At 65.8% G+C, this 23,440-nt stretch carries 24 protein-coding genes; 10 read left to right on the top strand and 14 right to left on the bottom strand.

Annotated features, from left to right (window positions below):
* Window positions 1-94 precede the first annotated feature (94 nt).
* Window positions 95-1,231, top strand: a complete 1,137-nt coding sequence (locus tag ACEN9G_RS16325) for a M14 family metallopeptidase (protein WP_413337755.1) — start codon at window positions 95-97, stop codon at window positions 1,229-1,231.
* A gap of 29 nt (window positions 1,232-1,260) precedes the next feature.
* Here the strand turns inward: ACEN9G_RS16325 and nfsB are convergent, their stop codons facing one another.
* The 3 genes from nfsB to pmbA form a co-directional block, all read right to left on the bottom strand.
* A complete protein-coding gene (gene nfsB, locus ACEN9G_RS16320) occupies window positions 1,261-1,914 on the bottom strand; it encodes an oxygen-insensitive NAD(P)H nitroreductase (RefSeq protein ID WP_413337754.1) in 654 nt (217 codons plus the stop codon).
* Between the two features lie 61 nt (window positions 1,915-1,975).
* Window positions 1,976-2,980 (bottom strand): DUF4214 domain-containing protein, encoded by a 1,005-nt coding sequence (locus ACEN9G_RS16315; RefSeq protein ID WP_413337753.1) that lies wholly within the window; start codon window positions 2,978-2,980, stop codon window positions 1,976-1,978.
* Between the two features lie 91 nt (window positions 2,981-3,071).
* Window positions 3,072-4,424, bottom strand: a complete 1,353-nt coding sequence (gene pmbA, locus ACEN9G_RS16310) for a metalloprotease PmbA (RefSeq protein WP_413337752.1) — start codon at window positions 4,422-4,424, stop codon at window positions 3,072-3,074.
* Between the two features lie 93 nt (window positions 4,425-4,517).
* On the opposite strand from pmbA, the gene yjgA reads away from it, so the two are divergent.
* From yjgA to ACEN9G_RS16290, 4 genes are read left to right on the top strand one after another with little or no spacing between them, the layout of a single operon-like run.
* Window positions 4,518-5,123 (top strand): ribosome biogenesis factor YjgA, encoded by a 606-nt coding sequence (gene yjgA, locus ACEN9G_RS16305; RefSeq protein ID WP_056124414.1) that lies wholly within the window; start codon window positions 4,518-4,520, stop codon window positions 5,121-5,123.
* Window positions 5,107-5,727 (top strand): molybdopterin adenylyltransferase, encoded by a 621-nt coding sequence (mog, locus tag ACEN9G_RS16300; protein WP_413337751.1) that lies wholly within the window; start codon window positions 5,107-5,109, stop codon window positions 5,725-5,727. Before yjgA ends, mog begins: the two co-directional genes overlap by 17 nt.
* Entirely contained in the window at window positions 5,724-6,392 is a 669-nt protein-coding gene (locus tag ACEN9G_RS16295) for an alpha/beta hydrolase (protein ID WP_413337750.1), read from the top strand. The genes mog and ACEN9G_RS16295 overlap by 4 nt, the downstream gene beginning before the upstream one ends.
* Window positions 6,393-6,394: 2 nt before the next feature.
* Window positions 6,395-6,592, top strand: a complete 198-nt coding sequence (locus tag ACEN9G_RS16290; RefSeq protein ID WP_105376471.1) for a hypothetical protein — start codon at window positions 6,395-6,397, stop codon at window positions 6,590-6,592.
* Window positions 6,593-6,677: 85 nt separating this feature from the next.
* Here the strand turns inward: ACEN9G_RS16290 and ACEN9G_RS16285 are convergent, their stop codons facing one another.
* The 6 genes from ACEN9G_RS16285 to ACEN9G_RS16260 all read right to left on the bottom strand — a co-directional run bounded on the left by ACEN9G_RS16285 (window position 6,678) and on the right by ACEN9G_RS16260 (window position 12,630).
* Window positions 6,678-8,378, bottom strand: coding sequence for a tetratricopeptide repeat protein (locus tag ACEN9G_RS16285; protein ID WP_413337749.1), 1,701 nt, complete (start codon window positions 8,376-8,378; stop codon window positions 6,678-6,680).
* Between the two features lie 191 nt (window positions 8,379-8,569).
* A complete protein-coding gene (locus tag ACEN9G_RS16280) occupies window positions 8,570-9,595 on the bottom strand; it encodes a S41 family peptidase (protein WP_413337748.1) in 1,026 nt (341 codons plus the stop codon).
* Window positions 9,596-9,620: 25 nt separating this feature from the next.
* Window positions 9,621-10,358: a LytR/AlgR family response regulator transcription factor gene (locus ACEN9G_RS16275; protein WP_483126762.1), complete on the bottom strand. Its 738-nt coding sequence runs from the start codon at window positions 10,356-10,358 to the stop codon at window positions 9,621-9,623.
* The gene (locus tag ACEN9G_RS16270; RefSeq protein WP_413345695.1) at window positions 10,355-11,386 is read right to left on the bottom strand and encodes a sensor histidine kinase; all 1,032 of its coding nucleotides are present in this window, start codon (window positions 11,384-11,386) and stop codon (window positions 10,355-10,357) included. The genes ACEN9G_RS16275 and ACEN9G_RS16270 overlap by 4 nt, the downstream gene beginning before the upstream one ends.
* An 8-nt stretch (window positions 11,387-11,394) precedes the next feature.
* Window positions 11,395-11,958, bottom strand: a complete 564-nt coding sequence (locus tag ACEN9G_RS16265; RefSeq protein ID WP_440966234.1) for a transcriptional regulator — start codon at window positions 11,956-11,958, stop codon at window positions 11,395-11,397.
* Between the two features lie 117 nt (window positions 11,959-12,075).
* A complete protein-coding gene (locus ACEN9G_RS16260; protein WP_483126761.1) occupies window positions 12,076-12,630 on the bottom strand; it encodes a carboxymuconolactone decarboxylase family protein in 555 nt (184 codons plus the stop codon).
* Window positions 12,631-12,722: 92 nt separating this feature from the next.
* Between ACEN9G_RS16260 and ACEN9G_RS16255 the strand changes: the two genes are divergently transcribed.
* Window positions 12,723-14,057, top strand: coding sequence for an aspartate aminotransferase family protein (locus ACEN9G_RS16255; RefSeq protein ID WP_413342358.1), 1,335 nt, complete (start codon window positions 12,723-12,725; stop codon window positions 14,055-14,057).
* 20 nt (window positions 14,058-14,077) lie between these two features.
* Here ACEN9G_RS16255 and ACEN9G_RS16250 read toward each other — a convergent pair whose 3' ends face one another.
* From ACEN9G_RS16250 to ACEN9G_RS16240, 3 genes are read right to left on the bottom strand one after another with little or no spacing between them, the layout of a single operon-like run.
* Window positions 14,078-14,929 (bottom strand): fumarylacetoacetate hydrolase family protein, encoded by an 852-nt coding sequence (locus ACEN9G_RS16250; RefSeq protein WP_413342360.1) that lies wholly within the window; start codon window positions 14,927-14,929, stop codon window positions 14,078-14,080.
* Window positions 14,898-16,205, bottom strand: a complete 1,308-nt coding sequence (locus tag ACEN9G_RS16245) for an MFS transporter (protein WP_413342361.1) — start codon at window positions 16,203-16,205, stop codon at window positions 14,898-14,900. The genes ACEN9G_RS16250 and ACEN9G_RS16245 overlap by 32 nt, the downstream gene beginning before the upstream one ends.
* A 16-nt stretch (window positions 16,206-16,221) precedes the next feature.
* On the bottom strand, window positions 16,222-17,628 hold the full coding sequence (locus ACEN9G_RS16240; RefSeq protein WP_413342363.1) for a KamA family radical SAM protein: 1,407 nt from the start codon (window positions 17,626-17,628) through the stop codon (window positions 16,222-16,224).
* Between the two features lie 297 nt (window positions 17,629-17,925).
* Here ACEN9G_RS16240 and ACEN9G_RS16235 point away from each other — a divergent pair, with 297 nt between their 5' ends.
* Complete coding sequence (locus tag ACEN9G_RS16235; RefSeq protein WP_413342364.1) at window positions 17,926-18,384, top strand: cache domain-containing protein; 459 nt, start codon at window positions 17,926-17,928, stop codon at window positions 18,382-18,384.
* A gap of 81 nt (window positions 18,385-18,465) precedes the next feature.
* On the top strand, window positions 18,466-20,148 hold the full coding sequence (locus ACEN9G_RS16230; RefSeq protein WP_483126760.1) for a methyl-accepting chemotaxis protein: 1,683 nt from the start codon (window positions 18,466-18,468) through the stop codon (window positions 20,146-20,148).
* Between the two features lie 4 nt (window positions 20,149-20,152).
* On the opposite strand, the gene ACEN9G_RS16225 is transcribed toward ACEN9G_RS16230, so the two are convergent.
* Window positions 20,153-20,722: a DNA-3-methyladenine glycosylase gene (locus ACEN9G_RS16225; RefSeq protein WP_413337818.1), complete on the bottom strand. Its 570-nt coding sequence runs from the start codon at window positions 20,720-20,722 to the stop codon at window positions 20,153-20,155.
* Window positions 20,723-20,872: 150 nt separating this feature from the next.
* Here ACEN9G_RS16225 and ACEN9G_RS16220 point away from each other — a divergent pair, with 150 nt between their 5' ends.
* Both ACEN9G_RS16220 and ACEN9G_RS16215 read left to right on the top strand, forming a co-directional pair.
* Window positions 20,873-21,745, top strand: coding sequence for an HDOD domain-containing protein (locus tag ACEN9G_RS16220; RefSeq protein WP_413337817.1), 873 nt, complete (start codon window positions 20,873-20,875; stop codon window positions 21,743-21,745).
* An 82-nt stretch (window positions 21,746-21,827) separates the two neighbouring features.
* The gene (locus tag ACEN9G_RS16215) at window positions 21,828-23,006 is read left to right on the top strand and encodes a tetratricopeptide repeat protein (protein ID WP_413337816.1); all 1,179 of its coding nucleotides are present in this window, start codon (window positions 21,828-21,830) and stop codon (window positions 23,004-23,006) included.
* A 49-nt stretch (window positions 23,007-23,055) separates the two neighbouring features.
* Here the strand turns inward: ACEN9G_RS16215 and infA are convergent, their stop codons facing one another.
* Window positions 23,056-23,319 carry a translation initiation factor IF-1 gene (infA, locus tag ACEN9G_RS16210; protein WP_056124464.1) on the bottom strand — a complete coding sequence of 88 codons (264 nt, stop codon included), beginning with the start codon at window positions 23,317-23,319 and terminating at the stop codon, window positions 23,056-23,058.
* Between the last annotated feature and the right edge of the window lie 121 nt (window positions 23,320-23,440).

The raw sequence follows: 23,440 nt of genomic DNA, 5'->3' as shown, positions 1-23,440 counted from the left end.
TCGATGAGGCCAAGCAAGAACAGTAACAAACCCTTTGGCATCATCCCTTAAGCGGTATCATGCCGCCTGACACCCAACAACAACAGGACGCACCATGTCTATCAAGATCAGCAGCCAGTTCGACGCTGGCGCCATCGATATCGTGAACGCCACGAGCGCGAACGCCATCGACCTGAACATCCGCAAGGACTCCCACGCCGACATCACGCAGTGGTTCTACTTCCGCCTGCAGGGCGCGCAGGCGCAGCCGTGCACGATCCGCCTGCTCAACGCGGGCAAGTCCGCGTATCCGAAGGGCTGGGAAGACTATCACGCGATGGCCAGCTACGATCGCGTCAACTGGTTCCGCGTGCCGACCAGCTTCGACGGCCAGGTGCTCACGATCGAGCACACGCCCGCGATGGACAGCGTCTACTACGCCTATTTCGAGCCGTATTCGTGGGAACGCCACCTGGAGCTGCTCGACCGCGCCCAGTTGTCCGAACACGTGCGCATGCTGGACCTCGGCTCGACCGTCGACGGCCGCGACCTGAATATGCTCGTCATCGGCGACGAGGCGGCGAGCAAGAAGAAAGTGTGGGTCATCGCACGCCAGCACCCGGGCGAGACGATGGCGGAATGGTTCGTCGAAGGCATGCTCGACGCCCTGCTCGACCCGGCCCACCCGTTTGGCCGCCAGCTGCTGAAAGAAACCGTGTTCTACGTCGTGCCGAACATGAACCCGGACGGGTCCGTACGGGGCAACTTGCGCACGAACGCGGCCGGCGCCAACCTGAACCGCGAGTGGCTGAATCCGTCGCTGGAGCGCAGCCCGGAAGTGTTCCTGGTCCGCAAGAAGATGGAAGAGACGGGCGTCGACCTGTTCCTGGACGTGCATGGCGACGAGGGCCTGCCCTACGTCTTCATCGCCGGCAGCGATGCCCTGCCGACCTTCTCGGCCGAACAGGCCGCCGCGCAGAAGGCATTCTCGGACGCCTTCATGATCGCCAGCCCGGACTTCCAGGACGTGCATGGCTACCCGAAAGAGCCGTACACGGACGAGGTGCTGACGATGGGCTCGCCGTACGTCACGCACGCGTTCGGCTGCCTGTCGCTAACCCTGGAACTGCCGTTCAAGGACAATGCCAACGACCCGGACCCGCAGGTCGGCTGGGACGGTGCCCGCAGCGCGCGCCTCGGCGCCGCGGTGCTGCAGCCGGTGCTGCAGGCGGTCCGTCGGCTGGAAGAATAAGCAACGGGGCACAAGCCCCGTTATTGCTCTTACAGGAAGGTGAACACCTGTTCCTGCGTGAGACGCGATTTCGGCAGGCTTGCGTTGAAATCGCTGTCGGCGTGATAGCCGAAGCTCAGCAGGACGAGGCTGGACAGGCCCTTCTCGTGCAGGCCCAGTTCCGCGTCCAGCGCGGCCGGGTCGAGGCCTTCCATCGGGGTCGTGTCCACGCCCAGCGCGCTGGCGGCCAGCATGGCGTTGCCCAGCGCGATATAGGCCTGCTTCTCGAACCACTGCGGCAGGTTCTTCAGCGTGTAGCGGTGCAGGTTGACGTAGCCCTGGCGGCCCTTGGCCTGGCCAGCCTTGGCGGCATCGTCCTTGAAGCGGCCGTCGCGCTGTTCCTGCTCGAGCAGGCGCTCGAGGTGGCCGCCTTCGGCGTCGACGCGCGTGCAGAACAGGATCACGTGCGACGCGTTCAGGATCTTCGCTTCGTTGTAGCTGTACGGACCCTGCACGCCCCTGGCCAGGCGCGCCTTCGCTTCCGGCGTGCTGGCGACGATGAAGTGCCAGGGCTGCGAATTCACCGACGAGGGGCTCGCGCGCAGCACTTCATAAATCTGCTGCATCGTCTCTTCGGGGACGCGGCGGGTCGGGTCGTAGGCCTTGGCGGTGTAGCGCTTGCGGGCAGCGGCAAGAATGTCCATCGGGTTCCTTTTCAAAAATGCGTATCTGCACATTATTGCAGGAACCCGAAAAACGCGTGCGTCACATGGTCATGATGGGCGTGTCGAACACGAGGCCGTTGCCGATCAGCTGCACGCTCAGGTCCACGTTTTCCGGACTCTCGCTGATGCCGGCAAGAACCTCGCCACGGGTGGCGATCTTGCGGTCCAGGGCGTCGGTCCAGAAGTCCAGCCCGGCCTGGTCCGGCGCGCGGTGCAGGATGTGCTCGTAATACTTGACCACGAGGTCGCGGTTGGAGAGGCCGCCGTACAGCTTCTGGTATTCCGCCGATGCGAGGAAGGCGCCGGTGATCCCTGCCAGTGTCGCGCCCCCGCCATCGATCTGCTGCGTCCAGAAATCCAGGCCCGGCTCGTCCGGATTGCGGCCGAATGCCGCCTGGTACAAGCGGAACAGCTGGCCGCCCGTGTTGTCGACGCTGATGAGCGCGACGTCCTTGTCGTCGAAATACACGCGTTCGACGCCTGTCAACGTGTCGATGCCGCCGGTGCCCTTCAGGTCCGCGATCGTCCACGCGGCGCCCGTGCGTTCGATCCGGTAGTCGGCGTAGGCGCCCTGGTAGGCGACGGTGTCGAAACCGGCGCCGCCGTCGATCACGTCGCTGCCCGCATCGGCGCCGATGCGGTCGTCACCGCCGCCGGCCCGGATGACGTCGCTGCCCGCGAAGCCTTTCAGAATATCCTTGCCGGCGCTGCCGGTGATGGTGTCGGAGCCGGCCAGCAGGGCCGTATAAATCTGCGTATCGGTGGTGGCCTCGAGGACCGTGTCCAGGAACGTCCCGCCATCGATGGTCAGGTCCGTCGCCTGGAACACCGGCAGGCCGGAGTAGCCCAGCTGGACCAGGTTCACCGCCGTCGCGGTGCCGCTCACGTCGCCGGCCGGGCCGATCGCGAAGTTACCCAGGATGGACAGGTGCTGGAGCCCGTTTTCCAGAATGACGCTGCTGGACGAGGTCGAGATGATTTTCCATTGCACGGCCGTGCTGCCGATCAGGTCGAGGTGCGGGCCGAAGGTCTGGAGTGTTGCCATGACGTCTCCCGTGACATAGAAAGACGTCAATGTAACACATGGTTATGACGTTTTTGCAATAGATTGTCACGACCTCATGGGGAATGTGAAATCAATTGCCCGCGACCACCATCTGCTCGATCAGGATGGAGCCCGTCGACTTGTTCCCGCGCGTGAGCACGTCGTTGCCGACGCCGACGATGGCCTGGAACATGTCCTTCATGTTGCCCGCGATGGTGATCTCTTCGACCGGGTACTGGATGACGCCGTTCTCGACCCAGTAGCCGGACGCGCCGCGCGAATAATCGCCCGTGACGTAGTTCGTGCCCTGCCCCATCAGTTCCGTGACGAGCAGGCCGGTCCCCATCTTGCGCAGCATGCCTTCGAAGTCGTCGGCGATCTTCGTTTCCTTGGAGATGATTTCCAGGTTGTGCGAGCCGCCGGCATTGCCCGTCGTCTGCATGCCCAGCTTGCGGGCCGAGTAAGACGACAGGAAATAGCCTTGCAGCACGCCGTCGCTGACGACCTTGCGGCGCTGGGTGCGCACGCCTTCTTCGTCGAACGGGGCCGAGCCCACGCCGCCGATCAGGTGCGGGTCTTCGACGATCTGGATGTGGGACGGGAAGATGCTGCTGCCCAGCGAATCGAGCAGGAAGCTCGACTTGCGGTACAGGGCGCCGCCCGAGGTGGCCTGGACGAACGCGCCCAGCAGGCCGGCGGCCAGCGGTGCCTCGAACAGCACGGGGCACGTGCGGGTGTCGAGCTTGCGCGCGTTCAGGCGCGCGAGGGCGCGTTCGGCGGCGTAGCGGCCGATCTTTTCCGGATCGCCCAGTTTGTTCGGATCGCGCGCCGACGAATACCAGTCGTCGCGCTGCATGTGAGCGCCCTTGCCCGCGATCGGCGCGACGGACAGCGTGTGGCGTGAGAACGGGTAGCCGGCGCAGAAGCCGAGCGAGTTGGCCGCCACGAAGTGCGACTGCTGCACGTAGACGCTGGCGCCTTCGCTGTTGGTGACGCGCTTGTCGACGGCGAACGCGGCCGCCTCGCAGCGCTGCGCGATCACGACGGCGTCCTCGGCGCTGATGTCCCACGGGTAACACAGGCGCAGGTCGCGCGGGTTGGTTTCCAGCAGGTCGGCATCCGGCAGGCCGGCGGCCGGGTCCTCGGCCGTGAAGCGGGCGATGTTGTACGCCGCCTCGACGGTGGCGCGCAGCGAATCGCGCGAGAAGTCGGACGTATTGGCGTGCCCCCGGCGCTGGCCGCAGTAGACGGTCACGCCGATGCCCTTGTCCTTGTTCTGCTCGATGGTCTCGATCTGGCCCTTGCGGACCGTCACCGCCAGCCCGCTACCCTCGCTGATCTCGACCGACGCATCGCTGGCGCCCGTTTCCTTGGCAATGGCAAGCACGTCCTGTGCAAGCTGCTTGAGCTGATCCTGGGTATGGGTGAAGACGGTATCGGTCATGTGCGTTTTTCGTAGCGAGCCCTAAAACAGTTATCATAGCAGCCGTTTACTGTTTTTACCGGCCGGCTTCGTGCCTGCCGAATCTAGATCATCATGCCAAATGCCAACCGCGGCTCCGTCGGCTTCCGCTCCGACGAGTTCGACCAGGAATACGACCGCCCTTCCAAGTCCGAACTCAAGCGCCAGAGTAACGAGCTGCAGAAGCTCGGCGAACAACTCATCGAGGCGCCGCGCGACCGCGTGAAGCGCGTCCCGATGCCGGACGAAGTCCGCGACGCCATCCTCATGTGCCAGACCATCACGAACCACGAGGGCCGGCGCCGCCAGCTGCAATTCGTCGGCAAGCTGATGCGCTCGCTCGACGAGGAAGAGGTCGCCGTCATCCAGCGCACCATCGAAAGCTGGAAGGGCACGTCGAAGGCCGAGGCGGCCGCGCTGCACGCGCTGGAGCGCCGCCGCGACAAGCTGCTGGCCGACGACAAGGCCCTCACCCAGCTGCTGGAAGAACATCCGGACCTGGACGTGCAGCACCTGCGCACGCTGATCCGCAATGCGCGCAAGGAACAGGCCGAGAACAAGCCCCCCAAGGCCTACCGCGAAATCTTCCAGATCCTGAAGGACCTGGCGAAGGCGCCGAAAGCCGCGCCTGCCGATGAAGCCTCCGGGGACGAGGACGAAGACGATGAGTCTGGACAATAAAGTCGAAGAACTGGTCGTCGGCCTGGTGTCGGTCTCGGACCGCGCCAGCGGCGGCGTCTATGAAGACAAGGGCATACCCGCGCTGCGCGAGTGGCTGGAAGCCGCCCTCGTCACCCCGTTCCGCGTCGAGACGCGCCTGATCCCGGACGACCGCGCCAGCATCGAGCAGACGCTCGTCGAGCTGGTCGACACCGTGCACTGCCACCTCGTGCTCACGACGGGCGGCACGGGCCCCGCTCGGCGCGACGTCACGCCGGAAGCGACCGTCGCCGTGGGCACGAAGGAGATGCCCGGCTTCGGCGAGCAGATGCGCCAGATCAGCCTGCACTTCGTGCCGACCGCGATCCTGTCGCGCCAGACGGCCGTGATCCGCGAGACCGATGGCCACGCCGCCCTGATCATGAACCTGCCGGGCCAGCCGAAGTCGATCAAGGAAACGCTGGAAGGCTTGAAGGATGCGGACGGTCAAAGCATCGTCGGCGGCATCTTCGCGGCCGTCCCGTATTGCATCGACCTGATCGGCGGCCCATACGCCGAGACCGACCCGGCCGTCTGCAAGGCCTTCCGGCCGAAGTCGGCGCAACGACAGAAGGACACCGCATGAGCGACCTGCTCGAACACATCCAGATCGAGACCAACGACAACCCGGAGATCGCCATCATCTGGATGCACGGCCTGGGCGCGGACGGCAACGACTTCGTGCCGATCGTGAGCGAACTGGACCTCGACGGCCTGCCCGGCATCCGCTTCATCTTCCCGCACGCGAACACGATGCCGGTGACCATCAGCAACGGCTACGTGATGCGCTCCTGGTACGACATCACGGGCCTGGAACTTGGGCGGCGCGAGGACGAGAACGGCCTGCGCGCGTCGCAGAAAGAGATCGAAGCCTTCATCGAGCGCGAAAAAGCGCGCGGCATTCCCGCCTCGCGCATCATCCTCGCCGGCTTCTCGCAGGGCTGCGCGATGGCCATCCAGACGGGCCTGCGCCATGCGGAACCGCTGGCCGGCCTGCTGTGCCTGTCCGGCTACGTGCCGCTGTCGGCCAATGTGGCGACCGAACGCACCGACGCCAGCAAGTCCACGCCGATCTTCATGGCCCACGGCCGCTACGACAACGTGGTGCCGTTCAATCGCGCGGAAGCGTCGCGCGACCTGCTCGTCTCGCTGGGCTACCAGCTCGAATGGCACGAATACACCATGCAGCACACGCTGTGCCTGGAAGAAGTCCAGCACATCTCCGCGTGGCTGAAGAAAGTACTGGGCTGACCATGGCAAAGAAAGAGCAACTCGACGACGAGACGCTGGCGCTGATCCACTGGTGCATCGAGGTCGAACACCACCTCGTCGCCGGCGGCGCCACGCAGAAACAGGCGCAGGAACACATCGAGGAACAGGTCGAGTGGTTCACCGACATGTTCTACGAAGGCCTCACGCCCGAGCAGGCCGCGAAGGAAGCGCTGGCGTAAGCACGCCTTACCTCCTGCGGAACAGGTGGATCTGCCAGAACGTGGCCAGATCTTGCAGGGCCTTCGCATGACGACCCGTGGCGCCCTACCGGTCGTCGTAGCTCCACGCTCTGAAATTGGGAAGTGCCGCGTTTTCGCTACGCATCGCCGCCAGAAGCGCATCCCGCGTCACGCCCTGTTCCAGCCTGGCGAGCCAGGTTGCGGCCCATGAGGCGTTCCCGGGGTCCCGTTTGCTCCTTACCAACGTATTGAATGTCTGATAGGCATTGGCGGAATCGCCGTCCCAGGCATAGGCAAGCGCGGCCGCACGTGCGAATGCGGCGACATCGCGCCCGTGTTGCCAAGCTTTAATCCCCCATGCAATATCTTTCCCGGTCGGACTTGCGCCCATGAGCCCAACGCGGAACAGCGCATACGATATCTCGGGCGCGTCGGGCGCCAGGGCGGCGGCCTGCGTCAAACTGGCCCGTGCCGACGCCAGCAAGTCTTGCCTGTTTGGGCCTGCGCTTTCTGCCAGCTTCGCATATGCCTGCCCCAACAGATAATATGGCTCAGGATGGTAGGGATCGTTCTCCACGGTGCGCGACAGGTAGCCGATAGCGTCGCGCGGATCGCCCCATTCGACCTGGGCGCGGCTCAACGTGATCTGGGCGAGATCGACGGCCGGGGCCTTGGCGGCCGTACGCTTCAGACGCTCCAACAACTTCCTGCCGACTGCGGGCGTCGGGCAAGTCTTCAGCAAGGCGTTGTCAATGACGAATTCGCCCTCGATACGGCTCAGACGGGTGAAATCGATGTTGGCCTTGGGCAGGCTGGGCACGTCGACCTGAAGGATTTTCAAGGACGCGCGCCGGTAACGCAACATTGCCGCATCGAGATCGCGGCCCGACAGGCCGAACACGTCGGCAAACGCCGCGGCGGAATTGCCGCCGTTATTGACCAGGTCGAGGTATTTCGCCGTCTTGTTACGGTTTTCCTCAGACGAGAGCATGTAGTGGACAAGGTTGAAGGCCCGTCCAAGATATTCATATTGGTCGAAATAGGAGGGCGTGCCGGCCTTGAAGAGCTCGGACGAGCCCTTGTAATTCAATACGTCATCGAAAGAAAGACGGGCTCCTGCCTTGCCCTCGTCGATCCTTTGCAACCAGTTATAGGCGGTGCCCGCATCGCGTCCGATTGCCATCTGGGTATCGGTAAAACGCGCACCGCCGAAATACGCTGTAAAGCCGACGATGAACCACATGGGTGCCCGAATGCGGGTATGTCGATACAGGAAATTCTCGGCATACAGGGTCAGATTCGTCATCAGCGTGAAATCGTCTTCTGCGCGGAGCAGCGACGAATTATTGAGCTTCCAGCTTTTTCCCACACCGTAAGTGAATGCCTGCGTCGCAGATACGCAGCTGTTGACCATCCCGACGGCCAGGGGAGAATGCTCGCCGATTTCCGGCTGCCAGCTTGCCCGATCCTGGAAGTACAGCGTAAACCTGGGCATTGTCTCCTGCTTGTCCAGGAACGGATTCAGGTACAGGCGTAAAAGATAGTCGAGCCGCTCCAGATTATTGACCAGTTCGATGACGTCATCCGGATCGCCGTCCGAATAGACAACCAGATGCTGGCTCTCGATCCGGAACCATGACGATGGATCGCGTACGCCTTTGACGACAACCGTGGAGGGATCGTGTTTGCCCTTGACGACGACCTTGGGCGATTCGTTCCCGGATGCACCAACCGGCACGAACGCGATTGCCACGAGCAGGGAGAATGCGTACTTGGGTATGGTCATTCGTTCCTCTGCATATTACGGACCAGTAGCGATAAACGATGCCACGGCGGACGAAACAGTGCATACGCTGCGGCTGATGAAAGTGCCAGGCTGAACAATGGCAAAGAAAGAACATCTCGACGACGAGACGCTGACTCACTGGTGCATCGAGCTCGAACACCACCTGGTCGCCAGCGCTGGCGTAAGCCGGCTTACTTCGGCGCGCAGCGCGGCGAATTCGCTGCCGCCCATTCCGCAGCCGTCTTGAGCGACACGTCCGCCGTTTCCCCCTTCGGCGCCGGCTGCATGGGCGCGATGCCGCCGCGGAAGACCGGACCGTCGGCCAGCGCGGAGCGCGCCTGCGTCAACACGAACAGCGCGCCGTCCGGCAGCGTATACGTCATGTTCGCCGTCGACATCCCGTACGACGTTTGTCCGAACGTCCGCACCCTTGCCTCTCCCATCAACGCGACGAGCAGCATCTCGCCGGCGCTTGCCGTCTTCGCGCCGACCAGCACGGCCAGCGGATCCGCGGCGAAGGAGGCGAACGGATTCACGTGGCCGGGCGCATCGTGACCGGCCTTCGATTCAAGGTACCCGCGGTGCACCAACGGAATCGGGTTGCCGTCGCGCTCCACCCAGCGCGCCTTGTTCGCGTCGCCGAACAGCGGATACATCGCGATGAGCGGCGGCCATCCATTGCCGCCCGTCTGTTCACTCAGGTCGACGACGAGGGCGCACGCCCCACGGCTACCGGGAAGCGCAACCGCCTCGTCATACACGCCTTGCACGTAGGCCGCCATGGCCTCGGGCGTGGAGGCTGTGATGGGCGGCGGCACGAAGCGCAACACCGTGCCCCGGGTCGTCGCGACGAGCTGGAACATCGGCACACGCGGGCGGGCCGTCGCGGCGCTGGTGAACTGTCCCGTCGCCACGGGCGGCATCACGAAGGAATGTTTGTCTGTGTCCAGCGTGGCGAGCAGTCCGTTGATGCGCGCATACAGGTCACCCCGGTCGACGGCCTGCGCCTTGCCGTCGACGAGCGCCAGCAAACGCTGCTTCGCCTGCGCATAGTCTTCCTGCCGCAGCGGATACATGCCCTTGCTCTCGACCAGTTCGATGGCCCGCGTGGTCACATCGCGCGCCAGGGCCAGGGGTATGGTCTCCGAGGCGCCTGCGACGCCGGATGCGACAAACGACAGGGCACAAACGGCCGCCCGCAACATGTTGCGATTCATGGTGTCTCCTTGTTCAATGAGGCGGCTACATGCCGCGGAACAGATATTGAAAACGCTGGCTGACCGGCAGTCGCGCGGGATGACCGCGCAGGTGCACCCACAAGGCGCCATCCTCGGCGCGCGCGGCGCTCGCGATGCGCCGCACGGCCACCATATAGCCGCGGTGGATCTGCCAGAAGGCTGCGGGATCGAGCGAATCGGCCAGTTCCTTCAGGCTCAGGCGAATATGGGCTTCGAGTCCGTCCGTCACCACGCGCGTGTACTTGGCGTCGGCGCAGAAATAGACGACGTCGGCCAGGTCGATGAAGTGGATCGTGTTGCCGACCGTGGCCTGCAGCCACGCGGGCGCCCTGGGGGCGGGCCGCAAGCGCGACACGAGGTGCGTGAGGTCCGGCGGCGGCGACGCCAGGCGCGCGCGCACGCGCTCGACCGCGCGCGCGAGACGTTCCAGCGCGATGGGCTTGACCACGTAGTCCACGGCCCCTTCCTCGAAGGCGGCGAGCGCATGTTCGCCGTAGGCCGTCACAAACACGACGTGCGTCCGCGCACCGAACACGCGCGCCAGTTCCAGGCCGTCCAGGCCCGGCATGCGGATGTCGAGGAAGGCCACGTCCGGCATCCATTCGCGGCCCAGGCGCAGCGCCTCGATGCCATCCTGCGCGGCGGCGATCTGCGCGTCCGGCCACAAACGTTCCAGCGCTTCGACGAGTTCCGCGCGCAACAGCGGTTCGTCGTCGGCGACGAGGATGCGGGGCGCCGTCATGCCATCACCTCCAGCGCGGCGGTCGCCGGCAGCGTCAGCACCGCTTCCGTCAGGCCGCCGTCGCCGCGGCGCAGGACGAAGCCGGCGCGCGCGCCATACAACGCTTGCAAGCGCTCGCGCAGGTTGCGCAGGCCGACGCCGCTGCCCAGCGTGGTCTCGCCGATGCCGGCGCCGTCGTCGGCGACGACGATGGTCAACACGCCGTGCTCGCGGCCGGCAGTCACGGCGATGCGCACGGTGCCCGGCTTCGGCTCGACGCCATGGCGCACGGCGTTTTCCACGAGCGTCATCAGGAGCAGCGGCGGCATCGACACGGCCGCCAGGTCGGATGGGCAATCGAGCCGGCATTGCAGCCGCTCGCCGAAGCGGATCGCCATCAGCGCCAGGTAGTGGCCGGCCAGTTCGAATTCGCGGCCCAGCGTCGACGCCTGGCTGCGCATGTCGGGCAGTGCGCTGTGCAGGTAGGCGATCAGGTGTTCCAGCATCTCGACGGCGCGCGGCGGCTGGTGGCGCGCGAGGTAGCGCGTGTTGGCGAGCGTGTTGTACAGGAAGTGCGGTTCGACCTGGGCCTGCAGCGCTTTCAGCTCCGCCGCGAGCGCCGCGTTGCGCAGGTCCGCCAGCTGCTGCGCGCGGGCGCGGGTGCGGGCGAACCACAGCGGCAATCCGAGCACGGCCACGTTCACGCCGAAGACGCAGGCCAGCAGTTGCTGGTCGGGCAGCGCTTGCACGTCCCACGCCGCGAGCACGTGCCGGTATGCCGGCAGCACGGCCCACGCGCCGGCGCCGGTCGCGGCCAGCAGCAGGATCATGGCCCCGGTCCAGCCGAGCCGGCGCGCGGCCAGCAGCAGCAACATGCACGCGACGAAGCCCGGCACCACGATCGCGCCGAACAAGGCCAGCAAGGCGTAGCGCTCCAGCAGCAGCGCGCCGCCCGCGACGAGCGCCAGGCACAGGAGGCTGAGCAGCCCCTGGCGCCACGTGCAACCGTACTGGCGGCGGATGGCGCGGGCGCAGTCGTCGCCGGTCATCGATTCGCTCACAAGGTCGGCGTGGTCGGGATGGCGGCCTGTGGCGGCATCTTGTCGACCGGGACCTCGTTGCCGACGGTCTCGAATGCGACCGGCTCCATCCACACCTGGCCCGTGCCGCCGCCGATGGCGCCGAACACGATCAGCGCCGCGTTGACCGGGACATCCAGCACGATGCTGCGCTCCTGCCAGCCGGTGGTGCCCTTGACCGGCTGGCTCTTGGTGTTATAAAAGGCGACCGTCTTGCCTTCGTGCGTATCGACACGCATCCACAATCCCGCCCAGTCGCTTATCGCCTCGGTACGCAGGCGCGCGCGGAACCGCACGCGCTGGCCAAGGTAGCGCTGCGCCTGGACAGGCTGGACCAGGGCTGCCCACGCCTTGGGATCGTTCGTCTTACTGCGCAAGAACTTGGCCCCGCGCCCTTCCGGCGACGTGTCCACGCCCGCCGTGAATTTGTCGGGATTTGCACCGGTCACGTGCCAGCTCGGCGGCAACGGCGCGGGCGTCGCGGCCAGCGCCAGGACGGTCGTGGCGGCCGCCGCGGCGGCGAGGATGTAATGGGGTTTCATCGGTTTGTCTTTCACGAGTGGTTGGGAGCCGTCACTATGCCGCCGGCGCCGGCGATGCGCCGGGCAATGCGACGGACGACTACCGCGCCGCGACGAACGCGGCCAGGGGCCGACGAGCTAATCGGGCAGCGGCGCCGCACTCGACGCCGGCGCTTCCGTGCGCGCCGTGTTCATCACCATCGCGAGGAACGTGTAGTAGCCGTTCACGCCCATCAGGTCGACGACGCCCTGCTCGCCGAACAGGGCCAGCGCGTCGTCGTAGACGCGGTCCGACACGCGCTTGTGTCGGTGCAGTTCGAGGCAGAAGTCGTACACGACGGCTTCGTCGACGAGCATCGCGGCCGGCCGCTCGCGCCGGGCGATGGCGGCAATGACGTCCGGCGGGACGCCCACCTGCTGCGCGATCGGCGCGTGGATCGCCCACTCGACCTGCTGGTCCCATTCGCGCGCCGTGACGAGGATCGCCAACTCCGACAGGCGCACGCCGATGGCGCTGCGGTAGCGCAGGTACTCGCCGACCCGCTGCGCATGGCCCATCAGTTCGGGACTGCGCAGCAGCGGCACGAACGGGCCGTACAGCGCACCGCGCGGGCCATTGATGATCTCCTGGGCCGCGGCGCGCTGGGCGTCGGTCCAGTCTTCGGGCGGAATCGGGCGAAGGCGGTCTGTCATGACGAAAATATTCGCATGCCTTGAGGCAAAAATCAAAAGAATCCCGACGGTTCCCGCTTATTGTCAAACGTCAACTTTTTGGGGAGCTTCCAATGACGCATATCCTGCATCGCAGCCTGCGCCAGACGCCGCCCGTCGCGGTCGGCGGCGCGGGCGTCTATTTGTACGACAGCCACGGGCGCAGCTACCTGGACGCGAGCGGCGGCGCGGCCGTGTCGTCGCTCGGACACGGCCATCCGGACGTGATCGCGGCCATGCACCGCCAGATAGACCGGTGTGCCTACGCCCACACCGCGTTCTTCACGACCGAGGTGGCGGAGCAGCTGGCCGACCGCCTCGTGGCGAACGCGCCGGCCGGCATCGCGGGCGTCTACCTCGTGTCGGGCGGTTCGGAAGCGATGGAGACGGCGCTCAAGCTCGCGCGCCAGTACTGCGTCGAAGGCGGAGAACCACAACGTTCGCTGTTCATCGCCCGGCGCCAGAGCTACCACGGGAATACGCTGGGCGCGCTGGCCGTGGGCGGCAACGAATGGCGCCGCCAGCCCTTCGCCCCGCTGCTGATCGACGTCGAGCGGGTGTCGGCCTGCTACGAATACCGCAACCGCGCCGAGGACCAGACCGTCGACCAGTACACCGCGATGCTGCTGGACGAACTGGAAGCGGCGATCCTGCAGGCCGGCCCGGACCGCGTGATCGCGTTCTGTGCCGAACCCGTCGTGGGCGCGACCGGCGGCGCGATCCCTCCCACGCCCGGCTACTTCCGCGGCGTGCGCGCGCTGTGCGACAAGTACGGCATCCTGTTCATCGCCGACGAAGTCATGTGCGGGATGGGCCGCACGGGCACGATGTACGCGATCGAGCAGGACGGCGTGGCGCCCGACCTGATCGCCGTGGCGAAAGGCCTGGGCGCGGGCTACCAGCCGATCGGTGCGGTGCTCGTGAACGGCGCCATCATCGAACGCCTGCGCGCCGGCAGCGGCGCATTCCTGCACGGGCACACCTACATCGGGCACCCGGTCGCGGCGGCGGCGGCCCTCGCGGTCCAGCAGGTGATCGAGCGCGACGACCTGCTCACGCAGGTGCGCCTGCGCGGCGCGCAGCTGCGGGCCATGCTGGACGAGGAATTCGAAGACCACCCGCACGTGGGCGACATCCGCGGCCGCGGGCTGTTCCTGGCGCTGGAACTGGTGCGCGAGCGCGAGACCAAGTCACCGTTCGCGCCGGAGCTGAAACTGCACGCGGCGATCAAGGCGCGCGCGATGGAGAACGGGTTGCTGGTGTATCCGATGGGCGGCACGATCGATGGCCGCCACGGGGATCATGTGCTGCTGGCGCCGCCGTTCGTCGTCACACAGGGGGACCTGGGCGAGATCGTGGGGCGGCTGAAGGAATCGGTGGAACAGGCGTTGAAGCAGGTGGCGACGTAATCGTCGCCACGCTGTGTTTCTTAAGCCTTGGGGTACGCGAGCACTTCCTGCTGCTGCTCGCCCAGCCCCGCAATCCCGAGGCGCAGCTTGTCGCCCTTCTTGAGGAAGCGCTGCGGGCTGCGGCCGAGGCCCACGCCCGGCGGCGTGCCCGTCGTGATGATGTCGCCCGGCTCCAGGGTCATGAAGCGCGACAGGTAGCTGACGATTTGCGCCACCGTGAAGATCATCTTCGACGTATTCCCGGTCTGCACGCGCTTGCCGTTCAGGTCGAGGTACAGGTCGAGGTCCTGCACGTCGAAGATCTCGTCCTTGGTGACGAGGAACGGGCCGACGGGGCCGAAGGTGTCGCAGCCTTTGCCTTTATCCCACTGCGAGCCGAGTTCGAACTGGTAGGCGCGTTCCGAGACGTCGTTGACGACGCAATAGCCGGCCACGTATTTCAGCGCATCCTTCTCGTCGACGTATTGCGCGCGGGTGCCGATGACGACGCCCAGCTCGACTTCCCAGTCGGTCTTTTTCGAGCCTTTCGGCAGCTGGATGGGATCGTCCGGGCCGTTCAGGCAGGACGTCGCCTTCATGAACATGATCGGTTCCTTCGGGGTCAAGGCCCCGACTTCGGCCGCGTGGTCGGAGTAATTCATGCCGATGCCGATGAACTTGCCGACGCCCTTGACCGGCACGCCGAAGCGGGGGTTGCCGCGGACAACCGGCAGTGTTTTCCAGTCGACCCTGGCGAGCTTGCGCAACGCCTTTTCCGACAGCACCGACCCGTCGATGTCCTCGATGACGCCGGACAGGTCGCGCAGGCGGCCTTCTTCGTCGAACAGGCCCGGTTTTTCCTTACCTGGGCGACCGTAACGAACCAATCTCATATTCTTCCTTCTGGGTGAGCAAAGCGATGCCGCATTTTACTTGACGGCGCCGAAGGAAGTCGTGGAAGTAGCCGAGCAGGCCAGGCATCTGCAGCGCCACCAGCACGCCGAATGCGACGCGGTAGGCGAGCGCCGGAAAGTGGCCCGCAGTGTCGGGGCGCCACAGGCCGACGATCAGCCCGAACCCCGCCTGCACGAGGAATGCGCCGATGAAGATCAGGAGGTTCAGGCACGTCGCCGCGCGTCCCGTCAGCGTGCGCGGCAGGCTCTGGGCCACGATCGCGTATTCGATGCCGGTGATCGTCCCCACGAGCGTGAACAGCACCGACAGCAGCTGCAGGCTGGGTCGCCAGTTCAATACGATGACCACCTGCACGACGATGAAGAGGAACACGCCGACGGCGGCCACGTCCAGCGCCTCGATGCCGCGCCGCCCCGCCCATTCCGTGATCATGCCGACCGCGATGGCGCCGAAGATCACCGACGCCATGCCCATGTACAGCAGGTAGGCGACGGCGGCGTCCGGAAACCGGGCCACGTCGGCCAGCCAGCGCCCGATCCACAGGCCCTGGATGCCGAAGAAGATCGCATGCGGCACGAGCACCAGCGAGATCGTCGCGCGGAACGCGGGCGCGCGGTACACGTCCAGCACCGAGCGCACGGTCGGCAGCGCGCCGCCGGGTGCCTTCGACCTGGGCGTGACGAGCCAGATCAGCAGGCCGCTGCACGCCGTCAACGCGGCCAGCAGCATGAACAGGCCGCGCCAGTCCGTGTGCTGCAGCAGCATGCGGACCGGCATGGTGGCGGAGGCCGCACCCAGGCCGCCCACGGCGATCAGGTAACCCTGCACGGACGGCAGGCGCGTGGGCGAGATCCAGGTGGAGATCGCCTTCACGGCCGACATGAAGCACCCGCCCAGGCCGCAGCCGATGATGGCGCGCGCCAGCACCAGCTGGCCGAACGAGCGGCCGGTGGCGAACAGCAGCGCGCCCGTCGCCGCCAGCATCAGCAGCACCACCTGCACCTTGCGCGGGCCGTAGCGGTCGAGCGCGATCCCGACCGGGAGCTGGACGAGGGCGAACGCAAAGAAGAACGCGCTGGTGAGGAGGCCGAGCTGGCCCGGCGTCAGCGCGAGCGCGCCGACCAGATGCGGTGCCAGCACGGCATTCACGTTGCGCAGCAGCGAGGACAGGTAATGCCCCAGCGCGAACGGCAGGAACACGTAGAAAAACACTGCCACCCCGTTGAGGCGCGACTGGCTCTGGTCGGTTTCCATGGACATCTCCTGCGGGTCAGGCCGCGTCGGGTTGGCTGTCGCTGGCACGCCGGTCCTGCGCGTGGACAGCCTGGATCGGGATCACGCGGCCCGCCGCACCGAAGGTGTCGTGATCGTCCTCGCCGCCCTCGAAGAAGAATTTCTTGCGGCCGAACGCCGGCTTCAGGTGATCGAGCCAGGTGGCGTCGGGGTCGTATTTCGCGAAGAACGGCCGGCGCACCCAGTCCGGATTGCGCGCCTGCAGGAACTGCAGCGCGAACAGCTTTTCGCCGTTGATGGTGACGACGCCGTCGATCACGACCTTGCCCGGGAACGCGCTCATCGACGGCCCGCGCACGGTGCGCGACAGGCCCGACACCATGCTGTACGCGGACTGGAAGATCTCGTGCGCGCGCGCCAGGGGCAGCGCGAAGTACTCGCGCGGACCGGTATCCCGTTCGACGAACATGTAGTAAGGGATCGCGCCCAGGCGCACGCCCGTCGTCCACAGTTCGGCCCAGCTGTTCGGGTCTTCGTTGATGTGGCGGATCAGCGGCCCCTGCATGCGCAAGGTGGCGCCCGTGCCGACGATGCGCTTGACGGCCTGCTGGGCCACCGGCTGGCGCAGCTCGACGGCGTGGTTGTAATGCCCCATCAGCGCGAGGTTCTTGCCGGCCTTGACGACTTTTTCGAACAGGCGCATCAGGTCGTCGCTGTCCTTGTCCGACACGTAGCGCTGCGGCCAGTATGCGACCGACTTGGTGCCGATCCGGATGTTCTGGATATGCGCCAGTTCGGGCGCCAGCAGCGGTTCGATGAACTCGGCCAGCGAGCGCGTATTCATGATCATCGGATCGCCGCCCGTGATCAGGACGTCCGTCACGTCTGGATGCGTGCCGAGGTAGGACACCAGTTCCGTGGACTCGCGCGCATCGAACTTCATCTCTTCCATGCCCACGAACTGCGGCCAGCGGAAGCAGAAGGTGCAATAGGCGTGGCACGTCTGACCCGCGCTGGGGAAGAACAGCACGGTCTCCTTGTACTTGTGCTGCAGGCCCTTGAGCGGCGCGTCGTTCACCCGCGGCACGTTGTGCGTCATCTGCCCGGCCGGGTGCGGATTCATGCGCATGCGGATCTGGTGCACGAGTTGCGCGACCGCGGCGTCGTCCTTCTTGACCAGCACGAGGTCGCGTAGCTGCTCGTATTCGCGCGCGGGCAGCATGTCGCGGTGGGGGAACGTCAGGCGATAGATTGGATCATCCGGAACATTGCTCCAGTCGATCAACTGCTCCATCACGTATTCGTTCGTGCGGAAGGGCAGCACGTGGGACACCACCTGCACGGCTTCCTGCAGATCCGGGCTCAGCCATTGCCATTGGCGGGCGTTCTGGATCGACTGGCGGGTATAGGGCTTGAACTTGGCGGGGGTTGCGTCGAGGGTCACGGGATTTCTCCTGAGGGAAGTGGTTGGCGGCAGCAAAAGGTGACGCACGGAAATAATTGCCGACAGGAACCGATGGTAGGGAGACGGACTTGCCTTTGAGTTGCCCGGAGTCAAGTTCTGATTCCGTTTCTCACTGATTTCCACATGCACTGCGAAAGATCAGCGTTGCCGTTGCGGCGGCACATCGGGCGCTACTTGCGTTAGCACAACAACCCGGCTGGGGCCGCGGCGTAGAGTACGAAATGCAAATAGGCAACATTCAGACCTATCTCTTTCCCCTTCCCGAAAGGACATCCTATGAAGCTGACCGCAACCGTAGTCGCTACCGCCCTGACCCTGTCCTGCGCCGGCGCGCTGGCGGCCGAACCGACCGAGAAAGATGCGATCGCCATGGCCGAGCGTGGCGCCTCGATGGTCAAGGCCAAGGGCAAGGAAGAAGTCATGAAACGCATCACGGCCAAGGACCCGGAATTCGTCCAGGGCTCGCTGTACATCGACATGCGCGACGTCAAGACCGGCATCGTGCTGGCTCACCCGTACAACCCGTCGATCGTCGGCAAGGATTTGACGGACGTGCCCGATGCGAACGGCAAGAAATACCGCCGCGAGATCATCGAACTGGCCGCCGCCAAGGGCAAGGGCTGGGTCGACTACCAGTACAAGAATCCGACCACGGGCAAGATCGAGCCGAAGACGACGTACATCCTGCTTGTCGACGGCGTCGTGCTCGAGGCCGGGCTATACAAGAAGCAATAGGACGTGCACGCGGGCGGCATGGCCGCGTTCGGTGTTCGAGCGGGCGGCATGCCCGCGTTCTTTTTTAAGCGGGAGCGCAACATGCTGAAAAAACTGAGGATCGGTCCGAAGCTGCTGCTGGCGCCCGGCATGGTGCTGGTGCTGCTCTTGATGCTGTCCGGTGCCGCCTGGTACGGGATGGTGCGCCAGAACGCGTCGCTGGAAAACATGGTGCAGGTCCGCGCGGCGCGCCTGAAAAACGTGGCCGACGTGGCCGGCGACGCCAAGTACGTCCACGCCAACGCTTATCAACTGCTGGCCTGGATCAACGGCAGCTTCGCCAAGAACCGCCTCGACGCGCTGATCGCCGACATCGGCAAGCGCCACGCCGCCGTGCAGGCGCAGTTGCAGGAACTCGCGCGCACGACCGACGGCGCGGAACGCAAGCCCGTCGACGCGTCGCTGGCCGCGCTGGCGGCCTACCGCAAGGCGGTGCAGGAGACCATCGAGATGGCGCAGGTCGACCAGTCGATCGCCACCAACTCGATGCAGAAGGCGGAAAAGGAATTCATGGTGCTGAACCAGCAGCTGGCCCAACTGGCCGCGCTGGAAAAGACGCTCAGCGAACAGGCCTATGCGGCCGCGCGCACGGAATTCCACAACCTGGGCACGTGGATGGCCATGCTGGTGCTGCTGTCGATCGCCGCGTCGCTGGCCGTCACCATGTTCGTGCGCCGCGCCATGCTGCGTGACATCGGGACCATCTCGGCCGTCATGGGCGAACTGGCCGAAGGCCGCCTGTGCGCGAGCGTCCACAACGACGGCCGCGACGAAATCGCCGATACGGCGCGCGCGCTCGACCAGACCATCGCCAACCTGAACACGACGCTGCGCAGCGTGCTCGATTCCGTGCGCTCGATCGACACGGCATCGAAGGAAATCGCCAGCGGCAACCTGGACCTGTCGACCCGCACCGAGCTGCAGGCCGGTTCCCTGCAGCAGACCGCGAGCGCGATGGAGACGCTGACCCAGGCCGTCAAGGGCAATGCGGACAACGCGCGCCTGGCGACGGAACTCGCGGCCGAGGCGGCGCGGCTGGCGGCCGGCGGCGGCCAGGCCGTCGACCGCGCCGTCGCCACGATGGAGTCGATCCGCGCCAGCTCGCGCAAGATCGTCGAGATCACCGGCGTCATCGACGGCATCTCGTTCCAGACCAATCTGCTCGCGCTGAACGCCGCCGTCGAAGCGGCGCGCGCCGGCGAACAGGGACGCGGCTTCGCCGTCGTGGCCAGCGAGGTGCGCACGCTCGCGCAGCGCTCCGCATCGGCCGCCAAGGAGATCAAGGCGCTGATCGCCGATTCGGTGGCGATCATCGACAACGGCAGCGCTTCCGTCAACGAGGCGGGCTCGAGCATGGGCAGCGTGGTCGCGTCGGTGCAGCAGGTGAACGACATCATCAACCGCATCAGCGCCGCCAGCAGCGAGCAGGCCGAGGGCATCGCCGAAGTCAATCTCGCCGTCGGCCAGATGGACGACATGACGCAGCAGAACGCCGCGCTCGTCGAACAGGCCGCGGCGGCGGCGGCCAGCCTGCACGAGCAGACCGTCAACCTGGCACGCGCCGTGGCAATCTTCCGCATCGAGGATGCTCAGGACGATGCACCAGCCCCGATCGAACGGCGTGCCGCCGACAGTCCGATGCGCGTCCGGCCCGCGCTCGCGCATCATGCGACGCAGGACGAGGAAGAAGCGCCACGACCGAGGCGGGCCGCCAACGGCCGCTGACCGTTCAGCGGAACGGCTTGCTGACCCAGCGCGACCCGGCCAGGCCGAACCGCCAGGGCACGTCGACGGCTTTCGAAATCCCGATGCGCGGCCCACTGACCACGTCGATGCCGGCGGGTGCCGGCGCCAGTTCGAACGGCGCCGCGGCCAGCGAGCGGCCGTTCAGGTCGCGCGTCACGCCCAGTGCCTGGCACAGCTTGCCAGGCCCGGAACACAACAGCCAGTGGTCGCGCGTGCCGCGCCGCTCGACCATCGTCTCGATGCCCGTCACGGGTTCGAGCGCGCGGATCAGCACCCCGGCACCATGCCCCTCTTCCCGGCAGACGAAGTTCAGGCACCAGTGGATGCCGTACGAGCGGTAGACATAGGCGTGGGCCGGCGGGCCGAACATCGCGAAGTTGCGGTCGGTGGGGCCGGAATAGCTGTGCGAGGCGGGATCTTCGCCGTCATAGGCCTCCGTCTCGACGATGCGGCCGCCGACGCCGTCGACGAGCACCGTGACGCCGATCAGCTGGCGCGCCACCAGATGCGAGGGTGCTAGAAAATCAATGTCGGCAAGGATGGTTGAGGACATGGAGCAATTCTATATTGTTAAGATTTGACAGGTCGCACTGTCGGTTTCGCTACACAAAAGCAATACTTTGCTGCAACTTCAACGACACTGGTTTATAGTGACAAACTCCGCATGGATTTCCGTGCAGCATCATTTTGTTCCCTTCCCGTCATGAGTACAGCAGCTGCCCTGGCGCGCCCAAGCGCCTTCGCCGAGGATCCCGTCGACGCCCTGATCAAGTCGATCCGGATCCCGCCGCGTCCCAGCCTGCTCGCCGACCTGCAACGGGAGCTCGCGTCGTCCGATCCGAGCCCGGCCGCCATCGGCCGCATCGTCGCCAACGACGTCGGCATGTCGGGCGCGCTGCTGAAACTTGCCAATTCATCCATCTTCGGGGGCCGGCGCAAGGCCAAGTCGATCGAGCAGGCAATCCTGTTCCTCGGCATTAACCAGGTCGCGTCGCTGATGACGGGCCTGCTCGCGCGCCGGGCGATCCCGGCCAACAGCGCGGCGCTGGCCAGCTTCTGGGAAGTGTCGAGCCGCCGCGCCGAGGCGATGGTGTTCCTGTCGCGCCGCCTGCGCATCGGCGAGGCCGACGTGGCGCACACGTTCGGCCTGTTCTGCGATACCGGCGTGCCGCTGCTGATGGACCGCTTCCCCGACTACGCCGGCACGTACGCCGCGGCGTCGCTGGAGACGGACCGTCCGTTCACGGCGCTGGAAGAAGAGCGCCACAACACGAGCCACACGGCCATCGGCACCCTGCTGGCGCGCAACTGGGGCCTGTCGGAAGACGTCGCGTGGTCCATCCTGCACCACCACGATTACGCGGTGCTGGACGACGCCAACACGACGTCGACGGTGCGTTCGCTCGTCGCGCTGTCGCTGCTGGCCGAAAGCGCGATCCGCAAATACCAGGGCGACGCCGAATCGCTCGAATGGAACAAGGGCGGCGCGCGCGCGCTCGCCTACCTGGGCCTCTCCGACGAGGAAACGGCCGAGCTGCTCGACGAACTGCACGAAGCCTTCCACGACGACCAGTAGCGCGTCTTTACTTCCGCCCCGGACGGGCAGATACTTGATTCACAAGACCTAGAATCGACGAACCGCCGGCCGAGGAGGAGACATGAAACGCCTGGCGTCCCTGCTGATCGTATTACCCCTGCTGCTGGGCGGCTGCGCCAGCACACCGCAACTATCCGCCCCGCCGCCGCTGTTCGCCGACGCGTCGTTCAAGCCGCCGTCCGAGACCATCGGCGCACACAACCTGTTCACGCTGAGCCCCGCCATGCAGGCCTACCTGCACAGTCCCGCCTTCGAAGCGCATCTGCGCAACAAGGGGCTGGAACGTGGCCTGATCGACGCGCTGTACAGCAAGACCGACCTGAAGCTCGAGTACGATTCCAGCCGCACCCGCACGGCGGCCGAAACGTACGAGGCGCGCGCCGGCAACTGCCTGTCGCTCGTCGTCATGACGGCCGCCTTCGCGCGCGAACTGGGCATGACGGTGCGCTTCCGCAGCGTGCTCGCGGACGAGACCTGGAGCCGCGACGGCGGCATCTATCTCGTGGCGTCGCACGTCAACATCGCGCTCGGCCACCGCAAGCGCAACGGCCTGCTGTACGACGAAACGTCGGAGCACGAACTGGTCGTCGACTTCCTGCCGCCGCCGGACGCGAGCCGCTTCCATACGCGCCAGCTGGAAGAAGAAGACATCGTCGCGCTGTACCTCAACAACCGCGCCGCCGAGTCGCTCGTGCAGGGCAAGATCGACGACGCCTACTGGTGGGCACGCGCCGCGGTGGCGACCAATCCGCCGAACGCGATCGCCTACAACACGCTGGGCGTCATCTACCAGCGCCACGGCGACCTCGTCATGGCCGAACGGGCCTTGCGCACGGCCCTCGAACGCGAACCGGAAAGCCTCGTCGTGATGCAGAACCTGGGTCCCCTGCTGGCCGCGACGGGCCGCACGGCCGAAGCGGCCGAGATGGCGCGGCGCGTGGCCAGCATCGAGCCGGTCCCGCCGTTCCAGTACTTCGACAAGGGCATGGTCGCGCTCAAGGCGGGCGACTACGACGCCGCGCGCAAACTGTTCGAACGCGAAATCAAACGCGCGCCCTACTACGACGAGTTCCACTTCTGGCTGGCGGTGACGCTGCTGCAGCTGGGCGAGGCAAAAGAAGCGCGCGAACAGCTCGCGCTGGCGATCGACACGAGCACGAAGTCGGATAATCGCCAGCTGTACTCCGCCAAGCTGGCGCACCTGAAACGCCAGAGCGCGAACAGCGTCCGCATCTACTAGAACGAAATACGGCCGCGTCGGCGGCCGTTGTGTTGCTATCGCCCGCCGCTCAACGGCGGCGCTGGCGCGCGGCCGACGGCGCGGGGGTGCCGCGGGTTTCGAGATGGCGGAACACGATGCGCCCCTTGTTCAGGTCATACGGCGACATCTCCAGCGTGACGCGGTCGCCGGCGATGATGCGGATGTGGTTCTTCTTCATCCGGCCGGACGTGTACGCGACCAGCTGGTGACCGTTCTCGAGGTCCACGCGGAAACGCATCTCCGGCAGCACTTCGGTAACCTTGCCATTCATTTCGATCAGATCTTCTTTCATGGGTTTCCTTTCAATGTGATCCCGCCCCTTCGTCTGGCATGCGCCCGGGATAGCGAAATAGCTATCGCAGCGTCATCCTCGGGACGCTGGTCACGCATTGCCTGCTGGGGTCGGGAAAAAG

The organism is Massilia sp. Masssp94 (assembly GCF_059491305.1).
This window is presented reverse-complemented; position numbering and strand designations above follow the sequence as displayed.

Coding starts and splice junctions, on each gene's coding strand:
- ACEN9G_RS16265 (WP_440966234.1), bottom strand. CDS start 11,958: ATGAAACCCCATTACATCCTCGCCGCCGCGGCGGCCGCCACGACCGTC.
- ACEN9G_RS16325 (WP_413337755.1), top strand. CDS start 95: ATGTCTATCAAGATCAGCAGCCAGTTCGACGCTGGCGCCATCGATATC.
- ACEN9G_RS16295 (WP_413337750.1), top strand. CDS start 5,724: ATGAGCGACCTGCTCGAACACATCCAGATCGAGACCAACGACAACCCG.
- ACEN9G_RS16245 (WP_413342361.1), bottom strand. CDS start 16,205: ATGGAAACCGACCAGAGCCAGTCGCGCCTCAACGGGGTGGCAGTGTTT.
- ACEN9G_RS16290 (WP_105376471.1), top strand. CDS start 6,395: ATGGCAAAGAAAGAGCAACTCGACGACGAGACGCTGGCGCTGATCCAC.
- ACEN9G_RS16230 (WP_483126760.1), top strand. CDS start 18,466: ATGCTGAAAAAACTGAGGATCGGTCCGAAGCTGCTGCTGGCGCCCGGC.
- nfsB (WP_413337754.1), bottom strand. CDS start 1,914: ATGGACATTCTTGCCGCTGCCCGCAAGCGCTACACCGCCAAGGCCTAC.
- ACEN9G_RS16235 (WP_413342364.1), top strand. CDS start 17,926: ATGAAGCTGACCGCAACCGTAGTCGCTACCGCCCTGACCCTGTCCTGC.
- ACEN9G_RS16275 (WP_483126762.1), bottom strand. CDS start 10,358: ATGACGGCGCCCCGCATCCTCGTCGCCGACGACGAACCGCTGTTGCGC.
- ACEN9G_RS16220 (WP_413337817.1), top strand. CDS start 20,873: ATGAGTACAGCAGCTGCCCTGGCGCGCCCAAGCGCCTTCGCCGAGGAT.
- ACEN9G_RS16225 (WP_413337818.1), bottom strand. CDS start 20,722: ATGTCCTCAACCATCCTTGCCGACATTGATTTTCTAGCACCCTCGCAT.
- infA (WP_056124464.1), bottom strand. CDS start 23,319: ATGAAAGAAGATCTGATCGAAATGAATGGCAAGGTTACCGAAGTGCTG.
- ACEN9G_RS16315 (WP_413337753.1), bottom strand. CDS start 2,980: ATGGCAACACTCCAGACCTTCGGCCCGCACCTCGACCTGATCGGCAGC.
- ACEN9G_RS16250 (WP_413342360.1), bottom strand. CDS start 14,929: ATGAGATTGGTTCGTTACGGTCGCCCAGGTAAGGAAAAACCGGGCCTG.
- ACEN9G_RS16215 (WP_413337816.1), top strand. CDS start 21,828: ATGAAACGCCTGGCGTCCCTGCTGATCGTATTACCCCTGCTGCTGGGC.
- ACEN9G_RS16260 (WP_483126761.1), bottom strand. CDS start 12,630: ATGACAGACCGCCTTCGCCCGATTCCGCCCGAAGACTGGACCGACGCC.
- ACEN9G_RS16270 (WP_413345695.1), bottom strand. CDS start 11,386: ATGACCGGCGACGACTGCGCCCGCGCCATCCGCCGCCAGTACGGTTGC.
- ACEN9G_RS16285 (WP_413337749.1), bottom strand. CDS start 8,378: ATGACCATACCCAAGTACGCATTCTCCCTGCTCGTGGCAATCGCGTTC.
- ACEN9G_RS16255 (WP_413342358.1), top strand. CDS start 12,723: ATGACGCATATCCTGCATCGCAGCCTGCGCCAGACGCCGCCCGTCGCG.
- yjgA (WP_056124414.1), top strand. CDS start 4,518: ATGCCAAATGCCAACCGCGGCTCCGTCGGCTTCCGCTCCGACGAGTTC.
- pmbA (WP_413337752.1), bottom strand. CDS start 4,424: ATGACCGATACCGTCTTCACCCATACCCAGGATCAGCTCAAGCAGCTT.
- ACEN9G_RS16280 (WP_413337748.1), bottom strand. CDS start 9,595: ATGAATCGCAACATGTTGCGGGCGGCCGTTTGTGCCCTGTCGTTTGTC.
- mog (WP_413337751.1), top strand. CDS start 5,107: ATGAGTCTGGACAATAAAGTCGAAGAACTGGTCGTCGGCCTGGTGTCG.